Raw genomic sequence first — 21483 nt, forward strand, 5'->3', positions numbered from 1 at the left:
CTTTTGTTTGGATCGTCTTACTTCAGATCAAAGCGGTCGTTGTTCATCACCTTGACCCAGGCTTTGACAAAGTCCTGCACAAACTTGGCTTTGTTGTCGTCCTGAGCGTAGACCTCGGCGTAGGAGCGCAGGATGGAGTTGGAACCAAACACCAGGTCGACCCGGGTTGCCGTCCACTTGGTGGCGCCGGTTTTCCGATCAACGATGTTGTACTGGTTCTTGCCGGTTGGCTCCCACTTGTAGCTCATATCGGTCAGGTTGACAAAGAAGTCGTTACTAAGCACACCAACCTTATCGGTGAACACGCCATGCTTGCTACCGCCGTAATTGGCTCCCAATACCCGCATACCACCGAGCAGAGCTGTCATTTCATGGGCACTCAGGCCCAGCAGCTGGGTTTTGTCCAGCATCATCTCTTCTGGTTGCACACTGTAATCGGCTTTAAGCCAGTTACGGTAGGCATCGTGCAGTGGTTCCAGCACATCGAACGATTCGGCATCGGTCATGTCCTGCGTGGCATCGCCACGGCCCGGTGCGAACGGCACTGTAATGTTGACGCCCGCGTCTTTGGCTGCCTTTTCTACCGCCGCACTGCCGCCAAGCACAATCAAGTCGGCGATGCTGACTTTTTTGCCTAGCGATGCCTGAATGGCTTGCAACACCTTCAGTACTTTTTGCAACCGCTCTGGTTCGTTGCCGACCCAGTCTTTTTGCGGTGCTAGTCGGATGCGGGCACCATTGGCACCACCACGGTAGTCAGAGCCCCGGAAAGTACGGGCGCTGTCCCAGGCGGTCGCAACCAGCTCGGACACCGACAAGCCACTGGCCAGGATCTTGGCTTTCAGTTCGCTGATTTCGGCTTCGGTCAGGGTGTAATCCACTTTCGGGATCGGATCTTGCCAAATCAAATCTTCTTTTGGTACATCCGGCCCTAAATAACGGCTTTTCGGTCCCAGGTCGCGGTGGGTCAGCTTGAACCAGGCGCGGCGGAAGGTCTCGGCAAAGTACTCCGGATCTTTGTAAAAGCGCTCGGAGATTTTGCGGTAGTCCGGGTCCATCTTCATCGCCATATCGGCATCGGTCATGATGGGGTTGTGGCGAATGGATGGATCCTCCACATCCGGCACCTTGTGCTCTTCTTTGATATTCACCGGCTCCCACTGCCAGGCACCGGCCGGGCTCTTTTTCAGCTCCCAGTCGTAGTTCAGCAGCAGCTCAAAATAGCCGTTATCCCATTGGGTTGGGTTGCTGGTCCAGGCACCTTCCAGGCCGCTGGTCACTGCATCCCGGCCAACACCCCGGGTTTTGTGGTTCATCCAGCCAAAACCTTGCTCGTGAATATCGGCGCCTTCCGGGGCCGGGCCCAAATTGGCGGCATCGCCATTGCCATGGGCTTTACCGACGGTATGGCCACCGGCGGTCAGCGCCACGGTTTCTTCATCGTTCATCGCCATACGCTGGAAGGTGACCCGCACGTCATGCGCTGTTTTCAGTGGGTCGGGTTTGCCATCCACCCCTTCCGGGTTGACGTAAATCAGGCCCATCATCACAGCGGCCAGTGGGTTTTCCAGGTCGCGCTCGCCTGAGTAACGGCTGCCTTCACTGCCGGATGGTGCCAGCCATTCTTTTTCCGAGCCCCAGTACGTATCTTTTTCCGGGTGCCAGATGTCCTTGCGGCCACCACCAAACCCAAAGGTTTTCAGGCCCATTGATTCATAAGCCATGGTGCCGGCTAAAATAATCAGATCAGCCCAGGACAGCTTATTGCCGTATTTTTTCTTAATTGGCCATAGCAAACGCCGGGCTTTGTCCAGGTTGCCGTTATCCGGCCAGCTGTTTAACGGTGCAAAGCGCAGGTTACCGGTACCTCCGCCGCCCCGGCCATCGGCAATCCGGTAACTACCGGCACTGTGCCAGGTCATACGGATAAACAAGCCGCCGTAGTGGCCCCAGTCGGCTGGCCACCAGTCCTGGCTGTCGGTCATCAGGGCTTTGAGGTCATTTTTTACCGCTTCAAGATCCAGTGATTTAAAGGCTTCGGCGTAGTTAAAGTCGGTGCCGAGTGGGTCGGTTTTACTGTCGTGTTGGTGCAAAATATCGAGGTTGAGGGCTTTAGGCCACCAGCTCATGACATTATCAGTGGCGGCCGTATTGGCGCCATGCATCACCGGGCATTTACCGGTGCTTTGATTGGTCTTGTCCATGCATCACTCCTTGTTCAGGTTGGTTTTACTGAGCGCACTGCAAGTACTCACGCTTTAGCTGTATCAACTATAGACAGCAAACTACTGTCCCGAAAGTAACTTTTCCCGAATGAGTCCATCGTTTTTTTTGATTAATCGCGCTAAAGTTCATTGTTAAGAATGCATTGTCCGGTGATTTTTTGAACATCCAGACATTTCAGGCCGCTTCGGATGAAAATTCCGCGTAGATACTTCAATCACTGCTACACTTAAGCAAGATCTGAAACAGGATAACCATCAAATGTTCGGTTATACTGGTTGCATGCCCATCGTATTTTGGAGCCTCTATGAGTAAATTTATGGCATCGGTCGATCAGAGAACCAATCTGGTTGGTCATAATCGCCTGGAACTATTGATTTTTCGCTTGAATGGTCCACAGCCTTATGGCATCAACGTTTTTAAAGTTCGAGAAGTGTTGCAGTGCCCTGAATTGACAGAAATGCCTGGATCCTCGCCTCATGTGCGTGGCATAGCCCACTTGCGCGGTGAAGCTATTACTGTCATTGATCTCAGTCAGGCTACCGGGGGCAAAGGGATTCAGGACTTGAAGAAAGCCTTTATTCTGGTCACTGAATACAATAGAACCACCCAGGGGTTCCTGGTAGGTGGTGTTGATCGCATTGTCAACATCAACTGGGAACAAATCAGTCCTCCACCTAAAGGCTCTGGGGCTAATCATTACCTCACAGCTGTGACCAAAGTGGATGATCGCCTGGTGCAGGTATTAGATGTTGAGAAAGTATTTGCTGAAATATCCCCGCCAGATGAAGAAGTTAGCGAGAGCCTGAAAAAAGAAGCGGCACAGATGAATCTGGCCGATATGATTGTGCTGGTAGCAGATGACTCGGCGGTAGCGCGTGGCCAGGTGAAACGTGCGCTCACCTCGATTGGGGTGAACATTGAGCTGGTCAACGATGGTAAGCAAGCCTTGCAGTGGCTTAAGAAAAAAGCCGAAGAATTAGGGGGCGATATCTCCAAGAAGGTGCCGCTGCTAATTTCTGACATTGAAATGCCAGAAATGGATGGTTACACCCTGACGGCTCAGGTCAAAGCTGATCCTGATCTGGCCAGAATGCATGTAGTATTGCATTCGTCACTAAGTGGTGTTTTTAATGAGGCCATGGTGAAAAAAGTCGGTGCCGATCAGTTTATTGCCAAGTTTCACCCGGATGAGCTGGCAGCGGCAGTCGAGCACTGGATGAAAGCTGACACTTAATAGTGCAGGGGCGCAAAATAGGCGCCCCTATTTTTTGCCTTGCACATGGTAGCTGATTTGAGCACAAGGATTCAGGTAATCCAGTACTTCGGTCGGCAGTTGTTGAGGTTTAAGTACTTTTCCAATGACCAGTCCATCCTCAGCTAAGGTTAGAATGGGGGCTTCCAGCCGAGGAATATCCGGCTCATACACCATAATATCCGGTTGCAACAAAGCATCACTGTTTACCGTGATCACCATGCCGATACGATCATCGCTTAATTGCACCAGAGTGCCTGGCGGGTACACGCCCATTTGCTTGATCAAGACCTTCAGCTCGGTGTCCGGCAATTGTTGGCGCATATTTCGGTACATGTACGACAGGGCGGTGTGCGGCGAACGGGTGGCCTGGCCAGGGCCAGGGTGACACAGGTTATCGAAGGTGTTCACAACCAAGACAATTCTCGCAAGTGGGTCAATGTCTGCGGCTTGCAATCCTTTTGGATAACCACTGCCATCGGCCAACTCATGATGCTGCAGTAAGATAGGGATGGCTTCTGGTGGAAACTCCGGCAATTTTTCAGCCAGCTCTGCGCCGTACTGGGTATGCATGTTCAGCAGGTTTTGTTCGGGTGCGGTCAGCGGCGTTTTTTTACGCACGATCTGGCTTGGCAGGCGTAATTTACCAATATCATGAAACAAAGCGCCAAAGCCCACCCATTGGATCTGCTGCTCGCTTAGCGCAAGGTTTTTGGCCAGCATCATTGATAGCGTGGAAACATTCAGTGCGTGGTAATACAGGTTCTCCTGATCTTTCTGGGCTGTGGCTATCATATGCAAAGATAGCGCATCAGGCCGGGCGATAAGCTCGGCCATCTGTGTCGTCAGTTGGGTGGCCTCTTCGATAGCCGTCACTGGTTGGCTGCTTAACTTTTTCATCAAGCTGTGTAACTGATTAAAAGAATGACTAAAGGCTTTTTCGGTTTTTTGAATATTCCGCCGTCGTACCTTGGAAGCTTCGATACGGGCCGTTTTTTGTTGTTGCAGCGTGGCTCGATACTCAGCAGCTTCGTCAATCTGCCTGAGTACTTCGTCGTTCGATGTTTCCACCGTTTCCTGCGGTGCCGGCAGGCTTTTTTCTGGATAGACGTAGACGAAATCCAGTTTAAGGGACTGGATAATGCGGATTTGATGGCTATTTTCCAGCACCATTTTACTCGACATAAAAGGGTGCTTCATCCAACTCAGTGGCAGTTTGATGGCGAGTCCAAGACGCAATTGACTGGGTTTTATTTTATCTGGCACAAGTGGTTACTCGTATTATTTTTCTGGTGAATACTACCGCGCTATACAACAGCAACCAGTAGCCATGTGGCCGCAGTTGGTATGCGTTGTTAACCTGGATGGTGCAATAAATTTTTGGTCCAGAGCACGGCATCGTGATAAAGACTTGCAAGGGAGTGTCTGCCTTTAAGCGGTCGGTACAGACTATCTGCCAACTGCCAGTCTGCGCGCTCGTAGGCTTCTATCAAACGCAGTAAATGCCCGCTCTCACCTTCGCGCTTCAGCAGTGCATTTTGGATGCCTTGCTGTAATGGTAGCTGGGTCAATACCTGGGCCATTGGCATTTCGAGCAAATCATCTACCTTTGAAAATAGCCCGGTTAAGAAAGCACTGAGCGGGTCTTTGCTCTGGTTATTGTGTTTGGCCAGTTCATCGCAAAAGCGAGCCCGTACCAGAGACTGAACAATACGCTCATCATTTTCACCCGTACCAAGGTTCGCCAGTGCCAGCAACGCGATAAACTTTTTCAACTCTGTTTCTCCCATATACACCATAGCAAGCTTTAAAGAGTCGATTTTCTGTTCTTTGGCATAGGCTGAGTTATTGATGAATCGCAGCAGTTTGTAAGACAAAGCGACATCACGTTCAATCACCTGGCTCAACCGGTTGAAATCGCAGTGTGCGGCACTGGCCTCCGCAATCAGTTGCAGCAAATTTATTTGGTTGCTGTTCAACTGCCGGTGTTTCATCATTTCCGGGCGGGCAAATAAGTAGCCCTGAAATAAAGTAAAGCCCATCAGTTTTAATTTTTCAAATTGCTCTGCTGTTTCTACCCGCTCAGCCAGCAGTATGATGGGATGGTGCTTGATGCGTTGCATAAATTTACTGATTTGCAGCAGGTTAAATTGCTGCACATCGATTTTCAGGTAGCGAATGTAAGGAAAAAAAATATCCCACTTTGGATCAAAGTCATGATCATCCAAAGCCAGCGCATAGCCGAGACCGTGTAAGGTTTTACAAGCTTGCAGCAACTCACTGCTAATTGGCACCGTTTCCAGAATTTCTATCACCGTGGTAGCCGGAGCAATGGATGTTGGGAAATGATGAATCAGTGTCTCGGCCGAGAAATTGATAAAAGCCAGCTTGCCGGCAGCAATTTGTTCGACTCCCACCAGTAAATGATGCTCGGTTAATACACGGGATGTGGCTTGATCGCTGTCGATGTCAGGAAAACAATTGGCCTCACCGTCACGAAACAATAATTCATAGCCATAAAGTTGCTTTTGGGTATCGTAAATTGGTTGGCGGGCGATGTAAGCGTACAAGGACAGACTCCTTACTGCATTGTGCTTGTTTCAGTGTAGTCTCTGTGAATGGAAGGACAAGCCAGGCTAGCCCGATCTGAACCAACTTTTCAGCAATAACCAGCAAAACAGCATAGAGCCGACACCCATTGCCAGCAGCATCAGTCGATCAGGCCAGGTGGCGACATAACTAAGTTGCGATTGGGTTAGGGTTGGGGCCAGCAGCATGGCCAGAATGCCTACAGCAATCACAACCGGCCAGAGCAGTGCATGAGGTTTTCCTTTTGGGTTGCGACCAAACCAGAGGCTAGCCACTAGTGCTATCAGCAGCAGTGCTATCAGCCAAAGCCAGGGTTTAGCGGCGTACCACAGGATTATCAGAATACCATCCAGGCTCATTCGTTTACTCCTCAGACTTTGCCATGCAGCATGGCATTGTAGGCCGGTTGCAGCATTTGTTCTTTCATCATCCACACCAGCCAGGACTCTTCTGTGGGGCTGATAAAACCAAAGGATGGCAGCAGTTTTCCTTCGTAGCCAAACTCCGACAAGATAGCGCGGCCAATGCTGGTGATCAGTGGGCAGGAGGTATACCCATTGTAACGGGCGGTCAGTGGCTGGCCACTCAAAAAAGCCAGGATGTTGTGCTCGGCCACCGGGGCCTGCATTTTGACACTTGCGGCAGTTTTGCCAAAAGGTGTGCCAATCACATCGCCAACCCCAAAGACATTCGGATAGCGACGATGTTGCAGGCTGTATTGATCCACTTCCAGCCAATCGTTGGCAAAAGGTCCCTCGCGCCATACCAAATCCGATGCCCGAACCACATCCGGTGCACTCATCGGAGGCACCAGATGAATAAAATCATACAACTCACGGCTCTGTGAACCATCACTATGGGTAAAAAAGGCTGTGCGGTTTGGCGCGTCCAAACCAGTCAGGACACGCTGATCAAAGAATCCGACCTTTTGCTCCTGCCAGCGTCTAAGCACAAAGTCGTTGTAGGTGGGCACCGCAAACACCCGGTTTGGGTAGGGGCTGAAAAAATCAACCTGAAAGCGCTCTCGCTGGCCGGTTTTCTCCAGCCGCGACAGGGTAGTAAAGGTCATCTTCAAGGGTGCACCGGCGCACTTGAGCGGGGTATTGCTTAAAGTAAACAAAGCCCGGCCTTCGCCTTTGCTGACTAAGGCATCGATTTGCGCACTGGTTGCCTGGGCAGCTGCAGGGCTGGCATAGACGCTGCCAATGCCATGCTGACCAATCATGCTGACATCAAAGCCTTCAATTTCGTGATAATTGAGCTGACAGCCGGTGGCCACCACCAAGAGATCATAAGTCAGTTGCTGCTGGTTACTGAGCTCGACCCGCTGCTGACGGGCATCGATAGCGGTCACATCCTGCGTCAGCCAATCGATGCCGTTGCCAAGCCATTGGCCGGTGCTGGAGAGCACCCGCTCCGGCTGCCATAAACCAGAGGCTATCATGGTGTAGCCTGGTTGATAATGGTGCTGGGCCCTGGCACCGACCAGCGTAATACGGGCACCGGTGATGCTGCGGCGCAAACGGTTCGCCATAGCGATGCCGGCTGCGCCCGCACCAAGGATGACAATATGGGCCTGGCTTTGCAGGGGTTTAGCCAGCAAGGCGACTGGCGAAGCCGCGGTCGCTCCGGCGGCCAGTCCAAGCAGCAACTTGCGCCGCAGTGGCTGGGTTGGTGATGTACTCATAAAGCCTCCTGGGATCCAAGTTCAAACCCCTGCAATTGCTGGTGCAAACGTTGCCACTGCACTCGTACACCGCAGACTTTATCAGCGCCACTTTGTTGCCAAAAACGCTCGGCCAGTTCGTTGAACCGATACTGCTGATCACAAGCCGTGATTAAGTTTGCGTCTTGCAAACGCTGCAGAGCGGTGCTGATCTCGGCTGGCTCTGCGCCGGGGGGTTGCAGATACGCCATGGCTTGTTGTACCAGAGCCAAGCTGGCGCTCCCTGTGTCCGCCATGGCGTAGCGCACAGCCAGTAACACCAAAGAATCAAATAGCTGCAGAGTCTGATTGGTCATGCTTTGGACTTGCAGGTTGAGATGCCGAGCAAGCTGTATACCGGACAGGTTTTGAATAAACCCGTCAATAATGGCACAACACCAATCCAGCCCCAGACACCGACCATGCCTGTTGCGGCCAAAACAATCAGCACAATGCCCACTATCATCCGCAGTGTTTTATCCAGCCCACCTACATTGGTTTTCATCGCAGTATCACCTTGTAGTTAAGAAGTCTCTTAAATTAAAAATACCTTGGAATGGATGATTTCACCAGTGTGAAATCGCACTTTTTTTGATCTGCGACACTATGTCGCACGCTTCAATAAGAAAAAATTAATATAGTTGGTGTATGCTATAACTTTAGTCCAGAGTTGTATTTTTGCTAGACAAATTTGAGCAAGCTCCGGCTGGAGTGAGCCCAGATCAGGAGAACGGTTATGGAGTTAGATCCTCTGCTGCTATCGCGTATCCAGTTCGCGTTTGTGGTGTGCTTTCATGCGATTTTTCCCGTCTTTACCATAGGTCTGGCCAGCTTTATTGCTGTGCTGGAGGCGTTGTCGTTCAAAACCGGCCAGCCAGTGTGGCAGCGCTTGTCGAAGTTTTGGATCCAGGTGTTTGCGGTGGTGTTTGGCATGGGGGTGGTATCCGGCATTGTGATGTCGTTCCAGTTTGGCACCAACTGGAGTAACTTCTCGTACGCCACTGCCAACTTCCTCGGGCCGGTACTGAGCTACGAAGTGGTCACCGCCTTTTTCCTCGAGGCCGCCTTTTTAGGGGTTTTGTTGTTCGGGCGGGATAAAGTACCGCAAGGGGTGCACCTGTTCGCAGCCATTATGGTGGCACTTGGCACCTTTATTTCTTCCTTCTGGATTTTATCGGCCAACTCCCTGATGCAAACACCCGGAGGTCTGGAGCTGCGTGATGGCATGTACCATGTGGTGTCCTGGTCTCAGGCGCTGTTTACCCCATCCTTCGGGTACCGTTTCCTCCATATGGCGCTGGCTTCCTTTTTAACCGCCGCCCTGGTGGTAGCCGGCGTGAGCGCCTGGTTTATCCTGCAAAAGCGGGAGTTTGAGAGCAACCGCAAAGCCTTATCCATTGCGCTGTGGATGCTGTTAATTCTGGCACCGATGCAGGTGGTGGTTGGCGATTTTCATGGTTTGAACACCCTGGAGCACCAACCGATGAAGGTGGCTGCGATGGAAGGCAACTGGCAAACCGATACCGGTGTGCCTTTGCTGCTCTTTGCCATCCCGGATCAGGCCGCGCAAACCAATCACTTTGCTATTGGCATTCCGAATATGGCGAGCTTTATTCTGACGCACGATTGGCAGGGGGAGGTACCCGGCCTGAATGAAGTCGCGCCAGAGATGCAGCCGCCGGTGTTTTTGGTGTTCTGGTCGTTCCGGATTATGGTGGCGATGGGCTTACTGATGGTGTTTTTTGGCCTGGCCGGTTGGGTGCTGCGTTACCGGCAGCGCTACCATCAAAGCCGCTGGTTTTTGCAAAGCCTGCGCTGGATGAGCCTTTCCCCCTTTATTGCGGTGCTGGCCGGTTGGGTTGTGACAGAAGCCGGTCGGGCGCCCTGGTTGATTTACGAGCAAATGACCCACGCCGAAGGTCTGACCCCTTCACTTACCGGCGGTATGGCACTCTTTACCCTGATTGGCTATGTGGTGGTGTACAGCCTGGTGTTCAGTGCCGGGGTGTATTACTTGCTGAAAGTATTCCGTGGTGGCCTGGAAAAGGCCAATCGGCCGCATGAACAAGAAGAGGTGGAGCGCGCCAAGCGGCCATTCTCAGCTGCTCACGCCAGTCTGGAAGGAGAAAACTAATGGACCAGCCTTTTGATTTGACTTTAATTTGGGCGGTGATCATTGCTTTTGGGGTGATGATGTATGTGCTGATGGATGGATTCGATCTGGGGCAGGGCATCTTGTTTCCCTTTGCGCCGGATGAGCATTACCGCGATGTGATGATGAACTCGGTAGCACCGGTGTGGGATGGCAATGAAACCTGGCTGGTGCTGGGCGGAGCTGGCCTGCTGGCAGCATTCCCTTTGGTGTACTCGGTGTTTTTGCCGGCGCTTTATATCGGGGTGTTCCTGCTGCTGGCTGGCTTGATTTTCCGCGGCGTGGCTTTCGAATTTCGTTTTAAAGCCAAAACCTCCAAGTACCTGTGGAACTGGGCCTTTGCCGGCGGCTCTACGGTGGCAGCATTTGCACAGGGTGCCGTTGTGGGGGCTTATATCCAGGGGTTTGCCACGGAAAACTTCCGCTATGTGGGCGGGGCTTTTGACTGGTTAACTCCTTTTACCGTCATTACCGGCCTTGGGCTGGTGGCAGGCTATGCCTTACTGGGCGCGACCTGGCTGATTATGAAATCTGAAGGCGAAGTACAGCAATGGGCCTATAAACTAACACCGCGTTTATTGGTAGCGGTGCTGGTGGTCTTTGCCGTCATCAGTGTCTATACCCCCTTTGTCGATCCCAAGGTGATGGAGCGCTGGTTTAGTGGTTTTAGCGCCATCTGGTTGCTGCCTGTGCTGGCGCTGTACTGTGCCTGGGCTATCTACCGCTCGGTCCAAAAGCAGCAGGAAGGCTTGCCTTTTGTTGCCACTATGGGCTTGTTCCTCTTTACTTACCTGGGCTTGCTGGCCAGTAAATGGCCTTACATGGTGCCACCGGACTACACCTTGTGGGATGCCGCTTCTGCCTATGAGTCGCAACTCTTCCTGTTGCTGGGCTTCTTGTTTGTTATCCCGATTGTACTGGCCTATACCGCCTGGACCTACTGGGTATTTCGCGGCAAAGTGAAAGCAACGGGTTACCACTAAGGTGCAAGGCTTGCGGGGCGATGCGGCAGATGTGCAGGCCGGGAAGGCTTTGTTGCACGCTGTGATTAAGCAGCAACGGCCATTGCTGACCGGCGCTGTGCTGTTGGGACTGTTATCGACCCTGGGCTTGATCGGTCAGTGGCTGGCTCTGGCCTGGTTGCTGGGGGAGGTTATTTTGCCTGCAGAGCGTTGGCAGTGGAGTATGGCCTATCCCAGTGTGTTGCTGTTTTTGCTGGCGCTGGTAGTGCGTGCTGGCGCAGCCTGGGGGCAGGAGTATTGCGCCAGCCGGGCCAGCATTGCGGTGCGCCAATCGCTGCGACTGCAATTGCTGCAGTTGTGGTGGGAGGGGCCAGCCTGGCGCCTGGGTGAGCTGTCAGCTGCCGATTGGGCCAGTCAGTGGGGCGATAACATTGAGACGATGGATGGCTATGTTGCCCGCTACTGGTCACAGCAGTATCTGGCGCTGTTATCGCCTTTGCTGATGCTGGCTCTGATAGCCTGGTTGAACTGGCTGATGGCGCTGATTTTGTTGCTGGCAGCTCCCTTGATCCCACTGTTTATGGTGTTGGTTGGACTCGGCGCGGAACAAATTAACCGACGCCACCAGTTGGAGCGTCAGCGACTGGCCGGACACTTTTTAAATCGAGTGAAGCAGTTGCGGTTATTGCGCCAGCTGGGCGCTATCGCAGAGAGCAGTCAGCAGATTGCCCGCCAAAGCGGCCGCTACCGCGATCTGCTGATGGCGACCTTAAAGGTTGCCTTCTTATCCTCTGCTGTGCTGGAGTTCTTCGCCAGTGTCGCGGTTGCCTCGGTGGCTATCTACATTGGCTTTGTGCTGTTCGGGGCCATTGACTGGGGACCTGCTGCCAGCATCAGTTTATTCAGTGGGTTAACCATCCTGTTGCTGGCACCAGAGTACTTTCAGCCCATTCGTCAGTTTGCGCAGACCTATCATGACAAAGCCGCAGCCCTTGCCGCTGCGATGCAGCTGGCGCCCTGGCTAGCCAAAGCGACTGAGCCTGATAGGTCTGAACCGCAGCCATCCGACAGCCGTGCTCTGCAACTGACTGAGCTGGTCAGCGCCTATCCGACACAAGCGCTCAGGCCGCCGCCGGTGACACTGACGGTGCCTGAGCATCATTGCCTGCTGTTGAGTGGCCCTTCCGGTAGCGGTAAAACCACCGCACTAAAAACACTCGCTGGCTTAATCCCTGCCAAAGCAGGGGCTTTTCATTGGCCGAATAAACACGACCGCATGGTGTATCTGCCACAGCAACCCTGGATAAAGCCTGGCAGCTGGGCTGACAATCTGCGGCTCTATGCGCCGGATGCCAGTGAATCCGACATGATGAGCGTGTTGGAGCAGTTGGGGCTAGCCCCGCTGTTGGCCGAGCAAACGAATGGGCTGGCGACGCCACTGAACCCAGCCGACACGGCGCTTTCAGGTGGTCAGCTGCAGCGGCTGATGCTAGCTCGTGCTTTGCTGGCTCCAGCTTCAGTGCTGCTGTTGGATGAGCCCACTGCCAGGTTGGATCAGCAGAGTAAAGCGCTGGTGATGGCAGTGTTGGCGCAGCGCAAAAGCTGCCAATGGTTGCTGATTGCCAGCCATGATCCGGCCATGCAACAACTGGCTGATCACTACTGGTTTTTTGCTGCCACAGATGCAGGCACTGGGCTCAGTGAGGCGCTGGTATGAGCAATGATCGCACCATGCTGCAGTATTGGCTGCAATTGCTGGTGTGGCAACACCGGGGACGCTTGCTGCTGGCTGCTGCTTTGACCTTGCTGACCGCACTGTTTGGCCTGGCCTTATTGGGTTTATCTGGCTGGTTTATTACCGCCACGGCCGTGGTGGGGGCCATCCTGCTGGCCGGCGGCAGTGCTTTTCTGGAGCTGTACATGCCAGGAAGTGGCATTCGTTTTTTTGCGCTGGGTCGTACGATTAGCCGCTACGCAGAAAGGGTATTCAGTCATCAGCTGGTACTGGAGCAACTGGCGAGAGTACGGGTTCAGTTATTTCAGGGGCTGGCACGTTTGCCTGATAGCGCGCTGCAGCAGGCGCAAGATGCCGACTGGCTGAATCGCCTGACCACGGATCTGGAACAACTGGATACCGTTTTGCTGCGCTTGTTACTGCCACCGGCCAGTTTGCTGCTGGTTTGGCTGCTGCTGGGTGGTTTTTTTGCCGTTTGGTCGGTAGCACTGGCGCTGGGGTTCTTGCTGGTTGGCTTGCCGCTGCTGTTGCTGATCCTGGCCCTGTTTATCCGGCAAAGTGTGGCTTTAAATTATCAACTCAGCGCTCTGCTTAATGAGAGCCGGCAGCAGGTGATTACACAGCTGGAAGGACTGGACGAGCTGCGGGTAGCCGGGCAATTGCAGGCAGAGCAGCAGGCTGTTGTGCGGTTGCTTGCGCTGATCGATGGAAAACAACATCGTGTTAGCCAGCAGCAGGCGCTTAGTCAGTTGCTGCTGCAATTACTGCACGGTGGTCTGGTGCTCTTTGTGGCGCTGCTGGCGGTTGCTGGTTACCAGCATGGCTGGTTCTCAGGGCCGGTGGCGGTGATGCTGGTGTTGCCCGTGCTGGCGCTTGGTGAGCTGCTGCAACCTTTACCCGGGCAACTGGCCAGTGCCGGTCGTAGCTGGTTTGCGGCCAAGCGGTTGTATCCGCTGGCTACCCAGCCGGAGCCTGCGGCAGCAACGGGCGACGAAGCGCTGAACACCGTGCAGTTGCAACTGCATCGGTATGGTCGTGTTGCGGCAAGCTTGCAGCGGCCATTAGCCCTTCACCTATCGACAGAGCGACCGGTGTTGTTGGTCAGTGGTGCATCCGGCACCGGCAAAAGCAGCCTGGCAGAGCTATTGGTTCGTGACACCTTGCCCGGGGCTGCAGAGCTTCGCTGGAATGGCAGGGGGCGCTCGGCATGGCAACAAGCGGGGCTTCACCAGCAGGTGGCGCTGTTAAGCCAGCAAAGTGGCATGCTGGCCGATACACTTCGTACCAATCTGATGGTGGGCCTGACCGATGTGACCGAACAGCGATTGTGGCAAGTGCTGACCCAGGTCGAGTTGGAGCAGTGGGCACAATCGCTGCCGAAGCAACTGGACACCTGGTTGGGCGATAGTGGCCAGCAAGTGTCGGGCGGCCAGGCCCGGCGCATTAACCTGGCGCGCTGGCTGCTTCGCTCACCTCGACTGGTGATTCTGGATGAACCTTTCTATGGCCTGGATCAGGCGCAGGCAGCACGGATCTGGCAAGCCATCCAGCCCTGGATGCAAGGCCGCCTGGTGTTATTGCTGCTTCATCACCGGCCAGATTTTTTGGCTGATGGCTGGCCAGAGCTTTCTTTAAATTTGGATACAACCACGCAGGAGACGATATCATGAAGTTCTTTCAAAGCCTTGCCATGCTGGCTTGCTTAGTAAGTGGTGCGGTTTTCGCAGCCATTGGCAACCCTGTTGCGAGCAGCAAGGATCCCAGCCAAAGCAGTCTTGGGCTCTATGTGACGGCCAAAGAAGCCTATGCGATGCTGGAGCAAGACCCGAAGGCGGTGCTGGTGGATGTACGCGATCCGGTGGAAATAAAGTTTACCGGTTTTGCCACCCCAACCAAAATTCATGTGCCCTGGTTGCTAACCGATACCAGTCGGCTGAATGCGGATCAGCAAACCTGGCCGATGCAGCCGAACCCGCAGTTTGATCAGCAGTTACTGAGCCGCTTGCAAGCACTCGGTGTGCAAAAAGACGATGCCATTATCCTCATCTGCCGCAGCGGTGCGACCCGCAGTGCGCCGGCGGTGGACCGGCTGGCAGGTTATGGTTTCCACAATGTCTGGTCGGTGACCGATGGCTTTGAAGGCAATACCTTAGAAGATGGGCCATCCAAAGGCGTACGCGCTTTGGATGGCTGGCGCAATTCCGGCTTGCCCTGGAGCTACCGGGTGCCAGCGGATGTCGCCTGGACAGCCCCAACATCCGAAACGGCACAGCATTAAATGACAACGATACAGCGCATCCGATTGCAAACCACTGCTTGCAAACCACTACGAAAGCCGCTGTGAAAATTACAATGCAAATTACGATGAAAACCACGAAGGAGAACCACCGATGAAACTATGGCAAACCCTGGCTTGTGCCGCTGTTGTCAGCACAGCCGCTCACGCCGATAACGATGTCTTTGTCTACCTGACCAGCTCGTCCTTGCAAACCCAGGGCATGGCGATGGTACTGGCCGGCCAGATGCAACAGCAAGGTGCCAATGTCTCGGTACTGCTGTGTGATGGGGCCGGAGACTTGGCATTAAAAGACCATGAAAGCCCGACGTTAAAGCCAAGAGACGTCACTCCAGCTCAGTTGCTGCAGCAATTAATGTCTGGTGGCGCCAGTGTCGAGGTGTGCGCGCTCTACTTGCCAAACAAGCCGGCCACTGCCGACGCGCTGCTCGATGGCGTAACGCCAGCGCAGCCGCCGCGGATTGCCGAAAAGATGCTGAATCCGGCGGTAAAAGTTTTTAGCTTTTAACGGCCTGGCCGGGCTCAGGACAACGGTCTTCGGGCCGTTTTTTTGCGCAAGCACAAAGCAAAGCCCTGTTCTATAGGGTAAGCTATCTTTTTAAGTGAAGATGAATGTACGAGGTGGGCATGGCAACAAAGGCGTTCTCGGTTGGAAAAAAATTAACCCTGAGTTTTAGCTTGCTGGCGGTTCTGATGGTGGTGGTCGCGGTGGTCGTGCAGCTGGCACAAAACACCATGAATGCTGCCCGCAGTGCTGCAGCAGAAAAGCGTGAGCTGTCCATCTTGCAAATGCAACGGGAAATTGATCACCTGAACTGGGCCAATGAGCTGGCCAGCAGCATGCTGCTGCAACAACCTTTTCGTGGGCAGCTCGAGCCCACCCAGTGCAACTTTGGCCGCTGGTACGATGCTTTTCGCGCATCGGAAGCTTATCACACGGCAAGTCCTGAACTAAAACGTGCCCTGGATGCGATGGACCGGCCTCATCGTGAGCTGCATGCCACTGCCAAAGCCATCGTAGCAGCCAGCCCACAAGAACAAATTCGCATTTATCAGCAGCAAACCCTGCAACATTTAAGCGATATGCGCAGTTATCTGAATGAGGTTGCTCAGCTCTTTCAGGCCGAGCGTGATGCCATTATTGCCAAAGCGGAGCGCTCCGACCGTCGTTCCATGGGCTTGGTCTGGACTGCTATGGCACTTACGATTGTGATTGCCATTGCCTTAATTTTCCTGTTACGTCGCTTGATTTCTGAGCCGATGAAAACGCTGAAGAACCGTGCCCAGCAAATTGCTGCTGGTGATTTAACCGGTGAGCCTTTGCAGGTTGCCAGTAACGATGAAGTGGGGATGGCTGCGCTGGCATTTAATGAGATGCAACAGCAACTGCATGATTTGATGGCAGGTTTAATCGGCAATGCCAACAAAGTGGCCGAGCATGCGGCGCATGTGGCGGTGATTACCAGCGAAACCGATCAGGATTTGCAACGCCAGGCCGCTGAAATCGATCAGTTGGCAACCGCCATGAATGAAATGGCGGCGACCATTGCCGAGGTCGCCAAGCACGCACAGAATACCTCGACAGCGACGCACGATTCAGAGCAACATGCTGAACAAGGGCAAACCATTGTCCGGCGTGTGATTACTGCCATCAGCGACATCGCCGCTGAGGTGGAGCAGGCGTCAGGGACCATTACAACGGTGCAGCAGGAAAGCACCAACATCGGCGGGATCCTGGATACGATTCAGGCGATTGCCGAGCAAACCAACTTACTGGCATTGAATGCGGCTATCGAGGCAGCCCGCGCCGGCGAGCAGGGTAGGGGCTTTGCGGTGGTGGCCGATGAAGTACGGACCTTAGCTGCCAGAACGCAGCAATCGACAACCGAAATTAAAACCTTGATTGACCGCCTGCAGCAAAGCTCCGGTGCCGCGGTGGCCACCATGCAAACCGGCGTTGAGAAAGCCAAAGGCGGTGTCGCTCTGGCCGATCAGGCTGGCAGTGCACTGACCGACATTATGAGCTCTGTCAGCTCTATCACCGATATGACATTGCAAATCGCCAGTGCCACCGAGCAGCAGAGTACTGTGGTGCAGGAGATGGATCAAAATCTGCTCAAGGTTAATAGCCTGACGGTTCAAACCAAAACCCGTTCGCAGCAAGCGGATGCCACTTCCACCGAGCTGGAGCGGATGGCACAAGACCTGCTGGCTTATGGCAAGCGTTTTAAAATTTAACTCTGCCTGCAGGTGCCAACGCGGATTGGCACCTGCATAAAATCCGCACTAATTGGTGAAATTCACCAACCTCCTATTTTTCTCTTCGTGGCAAGGCAGGTCCAAAGATGAGTTTTCTGGCTTTAATGTTATTGATTTAAAATGAAAAATTAGTTTTCGGCAGATGTGGCACGGCTCTTGAAAACGCTATTGGGACATCACTTACTCCAGGTAGAAAAAGGAAAATCCCATGAATGCACTGAACCGTTTTACCGATATCATCCATGCCAATCTGCACGCCCTGCTGGATAAAGCCGAGCAGCCGGAAAAAATGCTGCGTTTGCTGGTACAGCAAATGGAAGATTCCCTGGCCGAGTTGCGTACCCTGGCGGCGGAACACATCGCGGCCCGCAAACAGTTGCAACGCCAGCTGCAGCAGTTGGATGCAGCGGTGACGGATTGGCAGCAAAAAGCCGAGCGGGCATTAGCACACGATAAAGAAGATTTAGCCCGGGCTGCGCTGGCCGAGCGGTTGGCTGCTGAAACAAAACGCAGCAGCGTGCAGCAGGAAGAAGCGCAAAGTCAGTCGCTGCTGGCCGATATTGAAAGCGATATCAGCCGTTTACAAAACAAGTTGAATGAAGCGCGGCAGCGTTATTACCAAACACAACGCCGGGCAGATTGCACCGAGGTACGGTTGCAGGTGCATAGTAAGCAGCATCAGCACAAAGTGAACGAAGCGCTGCACAAGTTCGAGCGTTACGAGCAAAAAATCGATGGCTTGGAAGCGCAGTTAGAAGCGATGGATCTCGGGCGTTCGGCCAGCAGCACGTCGTTAAAACAACAATTTCAGAGCCTGGAACAGCAAGAGGCCATTGAGCAGGCGCTGCTGACATTGAAACAAAAACAGCCGCATAAGGAGGCAAGCCATGCGTAATGTATTGATTGTTTTTGCATTGCTGGTAGCGATTGTTTGGCTTGGGCCGGCGTTATTGGCTTTTGTGGGGACGATTCTGGTAGGTGGCGTGGTTTTGCTGGTCGATGTACTGGTGTCGGCCATAGTGGTACTCTGCCTGGCGGGATTGGCCTATGTGTTGGGGGCTGTACTGCTGAAAAGCATATTGCTTGGTGTAGTGCTGGCTGGTGCTGTGCTGTTGGTGGTAGGCTTTAGTGTGCTTTGGCCCCTGCTGCTGTTGCTGGCCCTGGTGTGGCTGGTGAGTAGTCGTTCATCACGCAGCCTGGCCTGAACCTTGTCAACACAGACCAGCAATGCGGCTGGTCTGTTTCTTTTTAGTCGCCTTGATGATCTTAAGGCCACTTGGGTTTATACTGTCTGCCAACAGCACCGACAGAGTGACTGTATTTCGATGAGTGGCAAACAGCGCTCACCTGCAAGACAACGTCAGCGACCTCAACCAACTGAATCGATAGCAATGAGGATTGAGAATGCGACTCAAAATATTTGTGTGCACCGCACTACTTAGCTTGTCTACGGCGGTTTTGGCCCACTCCGACCGGCCAGACCATTTTGAAGGCTTGCCAGCCAATACGCTGACTGAAGCCGTGCAAAACTTTTCTGCCTACAACGCCAAGCTGGCCGAGCTGGTGGCATTGGACAGCCTGACTCCGCATCAATTGCATGAAGTGCATCAATTGACCTACACGCTGGAGAATGCCTTGGAAAAAATGCAGGCCGAACTGGCTGAGCTGGCCGAGGTGTTGGAAGAAGTGCATGTGGCATCAGAGCACAGTGATGGTGCTAAGGTCAAAGCTCGTGGTCAGGTATATCTGGACACGGCACGTAAGTTGGTGCCTTAACGGTACTCAATGCAGTAGGGGTAGTCAGCTACCCTTACTGTTCGTTGAACTGCTGCTTTGACATTAAGTTGACCGTCTCATGCAGCTCCGAAAATACCAGCACGACCTCACCGGCCTGCAGTTGGGCCCGCACCTGGGTTACTTTTTCCGCTAATGATATTTCCTGTTCACCATAATCGGTGCCTTCACGCAGTACGTAGTATTCAATCAGATTGTTCAGTGTTGCTGCTTCCAGCTGTTGCCAGGGAATAATCACCGTTGCAGTACCTCTTGAAAAAATAGCGGGATTCGCTCGTTTAACCAAAACAATGGTTTGAAAGGGTTGCGCCCGGCGACAAACCCAACATGTCCTCCCGATGGCCACTGCTCATGCAGCACCAGGTCAGACAGCTCATCTTGACTGGGTACTACGTCTGCGGCTAAGAAAGGATCGTTCGCCGCATGAATAATCAGGCTTGGCACTTGAATGGCAGGTAAAAACTGCCGGCCACTGGCCCGCTGATAGTAATCGGCGGCATTTAAAAAGCCATGCAGTGGAGCGGTAAAGCCATCGTCGAAAGCTTCAATGCTGCGCATACGTTTTACGGCTTGATGGGTAAGTGGAATAGGGAAGTCAGCAAAGTGCTGTAGCTTGTGTAAGGCGCTTTGCTTCAGCTGGCGCAGTAAATAGCGTTGATACAGCTTGCTAAAGCCTTGATTGATTCGTTTAGCGCTGCTGGCGAGTGCCAGTGGGGCACAGACTGCGACGGCCGCGCGTAGCGGGTTTTGCTGTTGCTGCTCACCACAGTACTTCATCAGGACATTGCCGCCTAATGAAAAGCCGGCTGCCAGCAGCCTGGCACCAGGATGGCGCTGTTGTATTTGTGCCAGTAAGTAACGCAAATCCTCGGTGTCGCCAGAATGATAAGCTCGCGGTAACTGATTAGGCCTGCTGCCACAGCCGCGAAAATGCATCAGTACCACCGGCCAGTCCAGATGGGCAAAAGCCGCAAACATGCCTTGCACATAATGACTATGTTTGCTTCCTGCCAGGCCATGCAGCAGTACCACCAGCGGGCCCTGATAATCTGCTGTCAGGGTTTGACTCCAACACAGCTCCAGCTCATCACCATCGGTGAGTGGCAGCCATTCTGTGATCAGAGCACCATGGTATCTGGGGTGCAGGTACTTGGCTGCCAGGGTCTGCAAGTGACCGCCAGGTAGCCACCAGGCTGCTTTGAAGGGGACTGTGGTTAGCACAAACTGTCTCGGGGTTCACCTGATCATTGGTGTGGGCAGTGTACCTTTATTTCGTTAAAAAATCTGTTGGTATTGGCTGGGGAACCCCTGTTGCAGCCACTATTCGACCTGACTGGCCAATAACGTTAAGATAAACGCAACACAACGAAACAGAGTAAATGATCGATGAAACGCAGAGCCTTTTTAGGTTTGGTTGTTGCCACACCTGTTGTGCTTTGGACGGGCACCCAGGTCGGTGCTTTGTTACGGCGGCCCTCATTGCAGGAATTAACCAGTCAGTTACGGCAATTGCCGTCTGAGCATCTGGCGTCACTTGGGGACTGGAGCGTCAGCCAAATTTTTCAGCACTGTGCCCAGAGTGTCCGTTATTCACGTTTGGGCTACCCTGAGCAGCGCTCTCGCTTGTTTCAACTGACGGTTGGTTCAACGGCCCTGGCAGCTTTTAGTGCGGTTGGTAAGATGCAGCACCCATTGAATGAACCCTTGCCGGGGGCACCAGAGCTGCATCAAGCAGTACCGGTGGATGTGGCTCAGGCCGAATTGATCATGGAGCTGGAGCAGTTTATACACTGGCAGGGTGCGCTTGCACCCCACTTTGCCTATGGCCGCTTAAGCAAGGCACAGTATTACAATGCTCACTGGTTGCATCTGCAGGACCACTTAAGTGAAATTGTTCTGATGTAGTCGCATAAAAAACGGCGCCTGAAAGGCACCGCTGACTTGGAACGAAATAAGCGTTTAAGCCGCTACTGGCATCGCTTTGGGATTTGGCCCGTATTGATTATCTTCAGTACTGTCCAGTACCAGGAAAACCAGCAAAATAATGCCGCCAATAAAAGGGACCAGAGCGATTAGCTGCCACCAGCCGCTGCGGCCAGTATCATGCAGGCGCCGTGCTGCAATCGCAATGCTCGGGATAATCATAGCCAGAGCAAAAATTAAGGCGATAAAGAAGGTGCCAAGCACGATATCCACGACCATAGCAGCGATGTAAAAAATCAGGTAAAACAAAATAAACATCCAATACTCTTTACGGCGGGCGCGGCCGGTAAAGTCAGCATATCTTTTCAGTGCATCAAGAAAATAATTCATCCTATAACTCCATGCTTTATTATATACAAACCCTTTATCAGGGCTTTGTTAAAGGCTTATCTTACCTCACCAGAGCTAAGTAAGCTATCTGTGAATTTATGCTAATAGAAAGCGCTTTACAAGCCAGAATATAAAACTGCGTCATTTTTACTTCTGCAGTGATGATGTCGTTTTGTTATAGCCAGATTGGCTGTGCTGGC

22 protein-coding genes are annotated in these 21483 nt (G+C 53.1%); 12 read left to right on the forward strand and 10 right to left on the reverse strand.

The annotated features are described in order from the left end of the window. Window positions 1-17: 17 nt before the first annotated feature. The gene (gene katG, locus ABC502_RS12440) at window positions 18-2204 is read right to left on the reverse strand and encodes a catalase/peroxidase HPI (RefSeq protein WP_345916099.1); all 2187 of its coding nucleotides are present in this window, start codon (window positions 2202-2204) and stop codon (window positions 18-20) included. Window positions 2205-2530: 326 nt separating this feature from the next. Here katG and ABC502_RS12445 point away from each other — a divergent pair, with 326 nt between their 5' ends. After that, complete coding sequence (locus ABC502_RS12445; protein WP_330089284.1) at window positions 2531-3460, forward strand: chemotaxis protein CheV; 930 nt, start codon at window positions 2531-2533, stop codon at window positions 3458-3460. Window positions 3461-3487: 27 nt separating this feature from the next. On the opposite strand, the gene ABC502_RS12450 is transcribed toward ABC502_RS12445, so the two are convergent. The 6 genes from ABC502_RS12450 to ABC502_RS12475 all read right to left on the reverse strand — a co-directional run bounded on the left by ABC502_RS12450 (window position 3488) and on the right by ABC502_RS12475 (window position 8277). Further along, window positions 3488-4744 carry an HD-GYP domain-containing protein gene (locus ABC502_RS12450; protein WP_330089283.1) on the reverse strand — a complete coding sequence of 419 codons (1257 nt, stop codon included), beginning with the start codon at window positions 4742-4744 and terminating at the stop codon, window positions 3488-3490. An 89-nt stretch (window positions 4745-4833) separates the two neighbouring features. Further along, on the reverse strand, window positions 4834-6048 hold the full coding sequence (locus ABC502_RS12455; protein WP_330089282.1) for an HDOD domain-containing protein: 1215 nt from the start codon (window positions 6046-6048) through the stop codon (window positions 4834-4836). 66 nt (window positions 6049-6114) lie between these two features. Continuing rightward, entirely contained in the window at window positions 6115-6426 is a 312-nt protein-coding gene (locus ABC502_RS12460; RefSeq protein WP_330089281.1) for an oxidoreductase, read from the reverse strand. Between the two features lie 11 nt (window positions 6427-6437). Beyond that, window positions 6438-7754: an FAD-dependent oxidoreductase gene (locus ABC502_RS12465; RefSeq protein WP_345916100.1), complete on the reverse strand. Its 1317-nt coding sequence runs from the start codon at window positions 7752-7754 to the stop codon at window positions 6438-6440. Next, on the reverse strand, window positions 7751-8089 hold the full coding sequence (locus tag ABC502_RS12470; RefSeq protein WP_345916101.1) for a hypothetical protein: 339 nt from the start codon (window positions 8087-8089) through the stop codon (window positions 7751-7753). Before ABC502_RS12470 ends, ABC502_RS12465 begins: the two co-directional genes overlap by 4 nt. Then, window positions 8086-8277, reverse strand: coding sequence for a DUF2892 domain-containing protein (locus ABC502_RS12475; RefSeq protein ID WP_345916102.1), 192 nt, complete (start codon window positions 8275-8277; stop codon window positions 8086-8088). The genes ABC502_RS12470 and ABC502_RS12475 overlap by 4 nt, the downstream gene beginning before the upstream one ends. A gap of 231 nt (window positions 8278-8508) precedes the next feature. Between ABC502_RS12475 and ABC502_RS12480 the strand changes: the two genes are divergently transcribed. The 10 genes from ABC502_RS12480 to ABC502_RS12525 all read left to right on the forward strand — a co-directional run bounded on the left by ABC502_RS12480 (window position 8509) and on the right by ABC502_RS12525 (window position 18952). Continuing rightward, window positions 8509-9906 carry a cytochrome ubiquinol oxidase subunit I gene (locus ABC502_RS12480; protein WP_345916103.1) on the forward strand — a complete coding sequence of 466 codons (1398 nt, stop codon included), beginning with the start codon at window positions 8509-8511 and terminating at the stop codon, window positions 9904-9906. Next, window positions 9906-10907 (forward strand): cytochrome d ubiquinol oxidase subunit II, encoded by a 1002-nt coding sequence (gene cydB, locus ABC502_RS12485; protein WP_345916104.1) that lies wholly within the window; start codon window positions 9906-9908, stop codon window positions 10905-10907. The genes ABC502_RS12480 and cydB overlap by 1 nt, the downstream gene beginning before the upstream one ends. 10 nt (window positions 10908-10917) lie before the next feature. After that, entirely contained in the window at window positions 10918-12603 is a 1686-nt protein-coding gene (gene cydD / locus ABC502_RS12490; RefSeq protein WP_345916105.1) for a thiol reductant ABC exporter subunit CydD, read from the forward strand. Continuing rightward, a complete protein-coding gene (locus ABC502_RS12495; protein ID WP_345916106.1) occupies window positions 12600-14291 on the forward strand; it encodes an ATP-binding cassette domain-containing protein in 1692 nt (563 codons plus the stop codon). The genes cydD and ABC502_RS12495 overlap by 4 nt, the downstream gene beginning before the upstream one ends. Continuing rightward, window positions 14288-14899 carry a rhodanese-like domain-containing protein gene (locus ABC502_RS12500; RefSeq protein ID WP_345916107.1) on the forward strand — a complete coding sequence of 204 codons (612 nt, stop codon included), beginning with the start codon at window positions 14288-14290 and terminating at the stop codon, window positions 14897-14899. The genes ABC502_RS12495 and ABC502_RS12500 overlap by 4 nt, the downstream gene beginning before the upstream one ends. A 112-nt stretch (window positions 14900-15011) precedes the next feature. After that, window positions 15012-15425 carry a hypothetical protein gene (locus tag ABC502_RS12505; RefSeq protein ID WP_345916108.1) on the forward strand — a complete coding sequence of 138 codons (414 nt, stop codon included), beginning with the start codon at window positions 15012-15014 and terminating at the stop codon, window positions 15423-15425. 119 nt (window positions 15426-15544) lie between these two features. After that, the gene (locus tag ABC502_RS12510) at window positions 15545-17155 is read left to right on the forward strand and encodes a methyl-accepting chemotaxis protein (RefSeq protein WP_330089272.1); all 1611 of its coding nucleotides are present in this window, start codon (window positions 15545-15547) and stop codon (window positions 17153-17155) included. A gap of 229 nt (window positions 17156-17384) precedes the next feature. Next, complete coding sequence (locus tag ABC502_RS12515; RefSeq protein WP_345916109.1) at window positions 17385-18071, forward strand: PspA/IM30 family protein; 687 nt, start codon at window positions 17385-17387, stop codon at window positions 18069-18071. Next, the gene (locus ABC502_RS12520; protein ID WP_330089270.1) at window positions 18064-18381 is read left to right on the forward strand and encodes a hypothetical protein; all 318 of its coding nucleotides are present in this window, start codon (window positions 18064-18066) and stop codon (window positions 18379-18381) included. The genes ABC502_RS12515 and ABC502_RS12520 overlap by 8 nt, the downstream gene beginning before the upstream one ends. Window positions 18382-18580: 199 nt before the next feature. Then, window positions 18581-18952 carry a DUF6746 family protein gene (locus ABC502_RS12525; RefSeq protein WP_345916110.1) on the forward strand — a complete coding sequence of 124 codons (372 nt, stop codon included), beginning with the start codon at window positions 18581-18583 and terminating at the stop codon, window positions 18950-18952. Window positions 18953-18986: 34 nt separating this feature from the next. On the opposite strand, the gene ABC502_RS12530 is transcribed toward ABC502_RS12525, so the two are convergent. Together ABC502_RS12530 and ABC502_RS12535 are read right to left on the reverse strand one after the other, a co-directional pair. After that, window positions 18987-19208 (reverse strand): YheU family protein, encoded by a 222-nt coding sequence (locus tag ABC502_RS12530; protein ID WP_330089268.1) that lies wholly within the window; start codon window positions 19206-19208, stop codon window positions 18987-18989. Beyond that, window positions 19205-20191 (reverse strand): hydrolase, encoded by a 987-nt coding sequence (locus ABC502_RS12535; RefSeq protein ID WP_345916111.1) that lies wholly within the window; start codon window positions 20189-20191, stop codon window positions 19205-19207. Before ABC502_RS12535 ends, ABC502_RS12530 begins: the two co-directional genes overlap by 4 nt. Before the next feature lie 165 nt (window positions 20192-20356). On the opposite strand from ABC502_RS12535, the gene ABC502_RS12540 reads away from it, so the two are divergent. Then, a complete protein-coding gene (locus tag ABC502_RS12540) occupies window positions 20357-20875 on the forward strand; it encodes a DUF1569 domain-containing protein (RefSeq protein ID WP_330089266.1) in 519 nt (172 codons plus the stop codon). A gap of 54 nt (window positions 20876-20929) precedes the next feature. On the opposite strand, the gene ABC502_RS12545 is transcribed toward ABC502_RS12540, so the two are convergent. Further along, complete coding sequence (locus ABC502_RS12545; RefSeq protein ID WP_330089265.1) at window positions 20930-21283, reverse strand: DUF805 domain-containing protein; 354 nt, start codon at window positions 21281-21283, stop codon at window positions 20930-20932. Window positions 21284-21483: the final 200 nt, after the last annotated feature.

Source organism: Alkalimonas sp. NCh-2 (assembly GCF_039631345.1).
In the GTDB taxonomy this organism is placed as follows: Bacteria; Pseudomonadota; Gammaproteobacteria; order Enterobacterales; family Alteromonadaceae; genus Alkalimonas; species Alkalimonas mucilaginosa.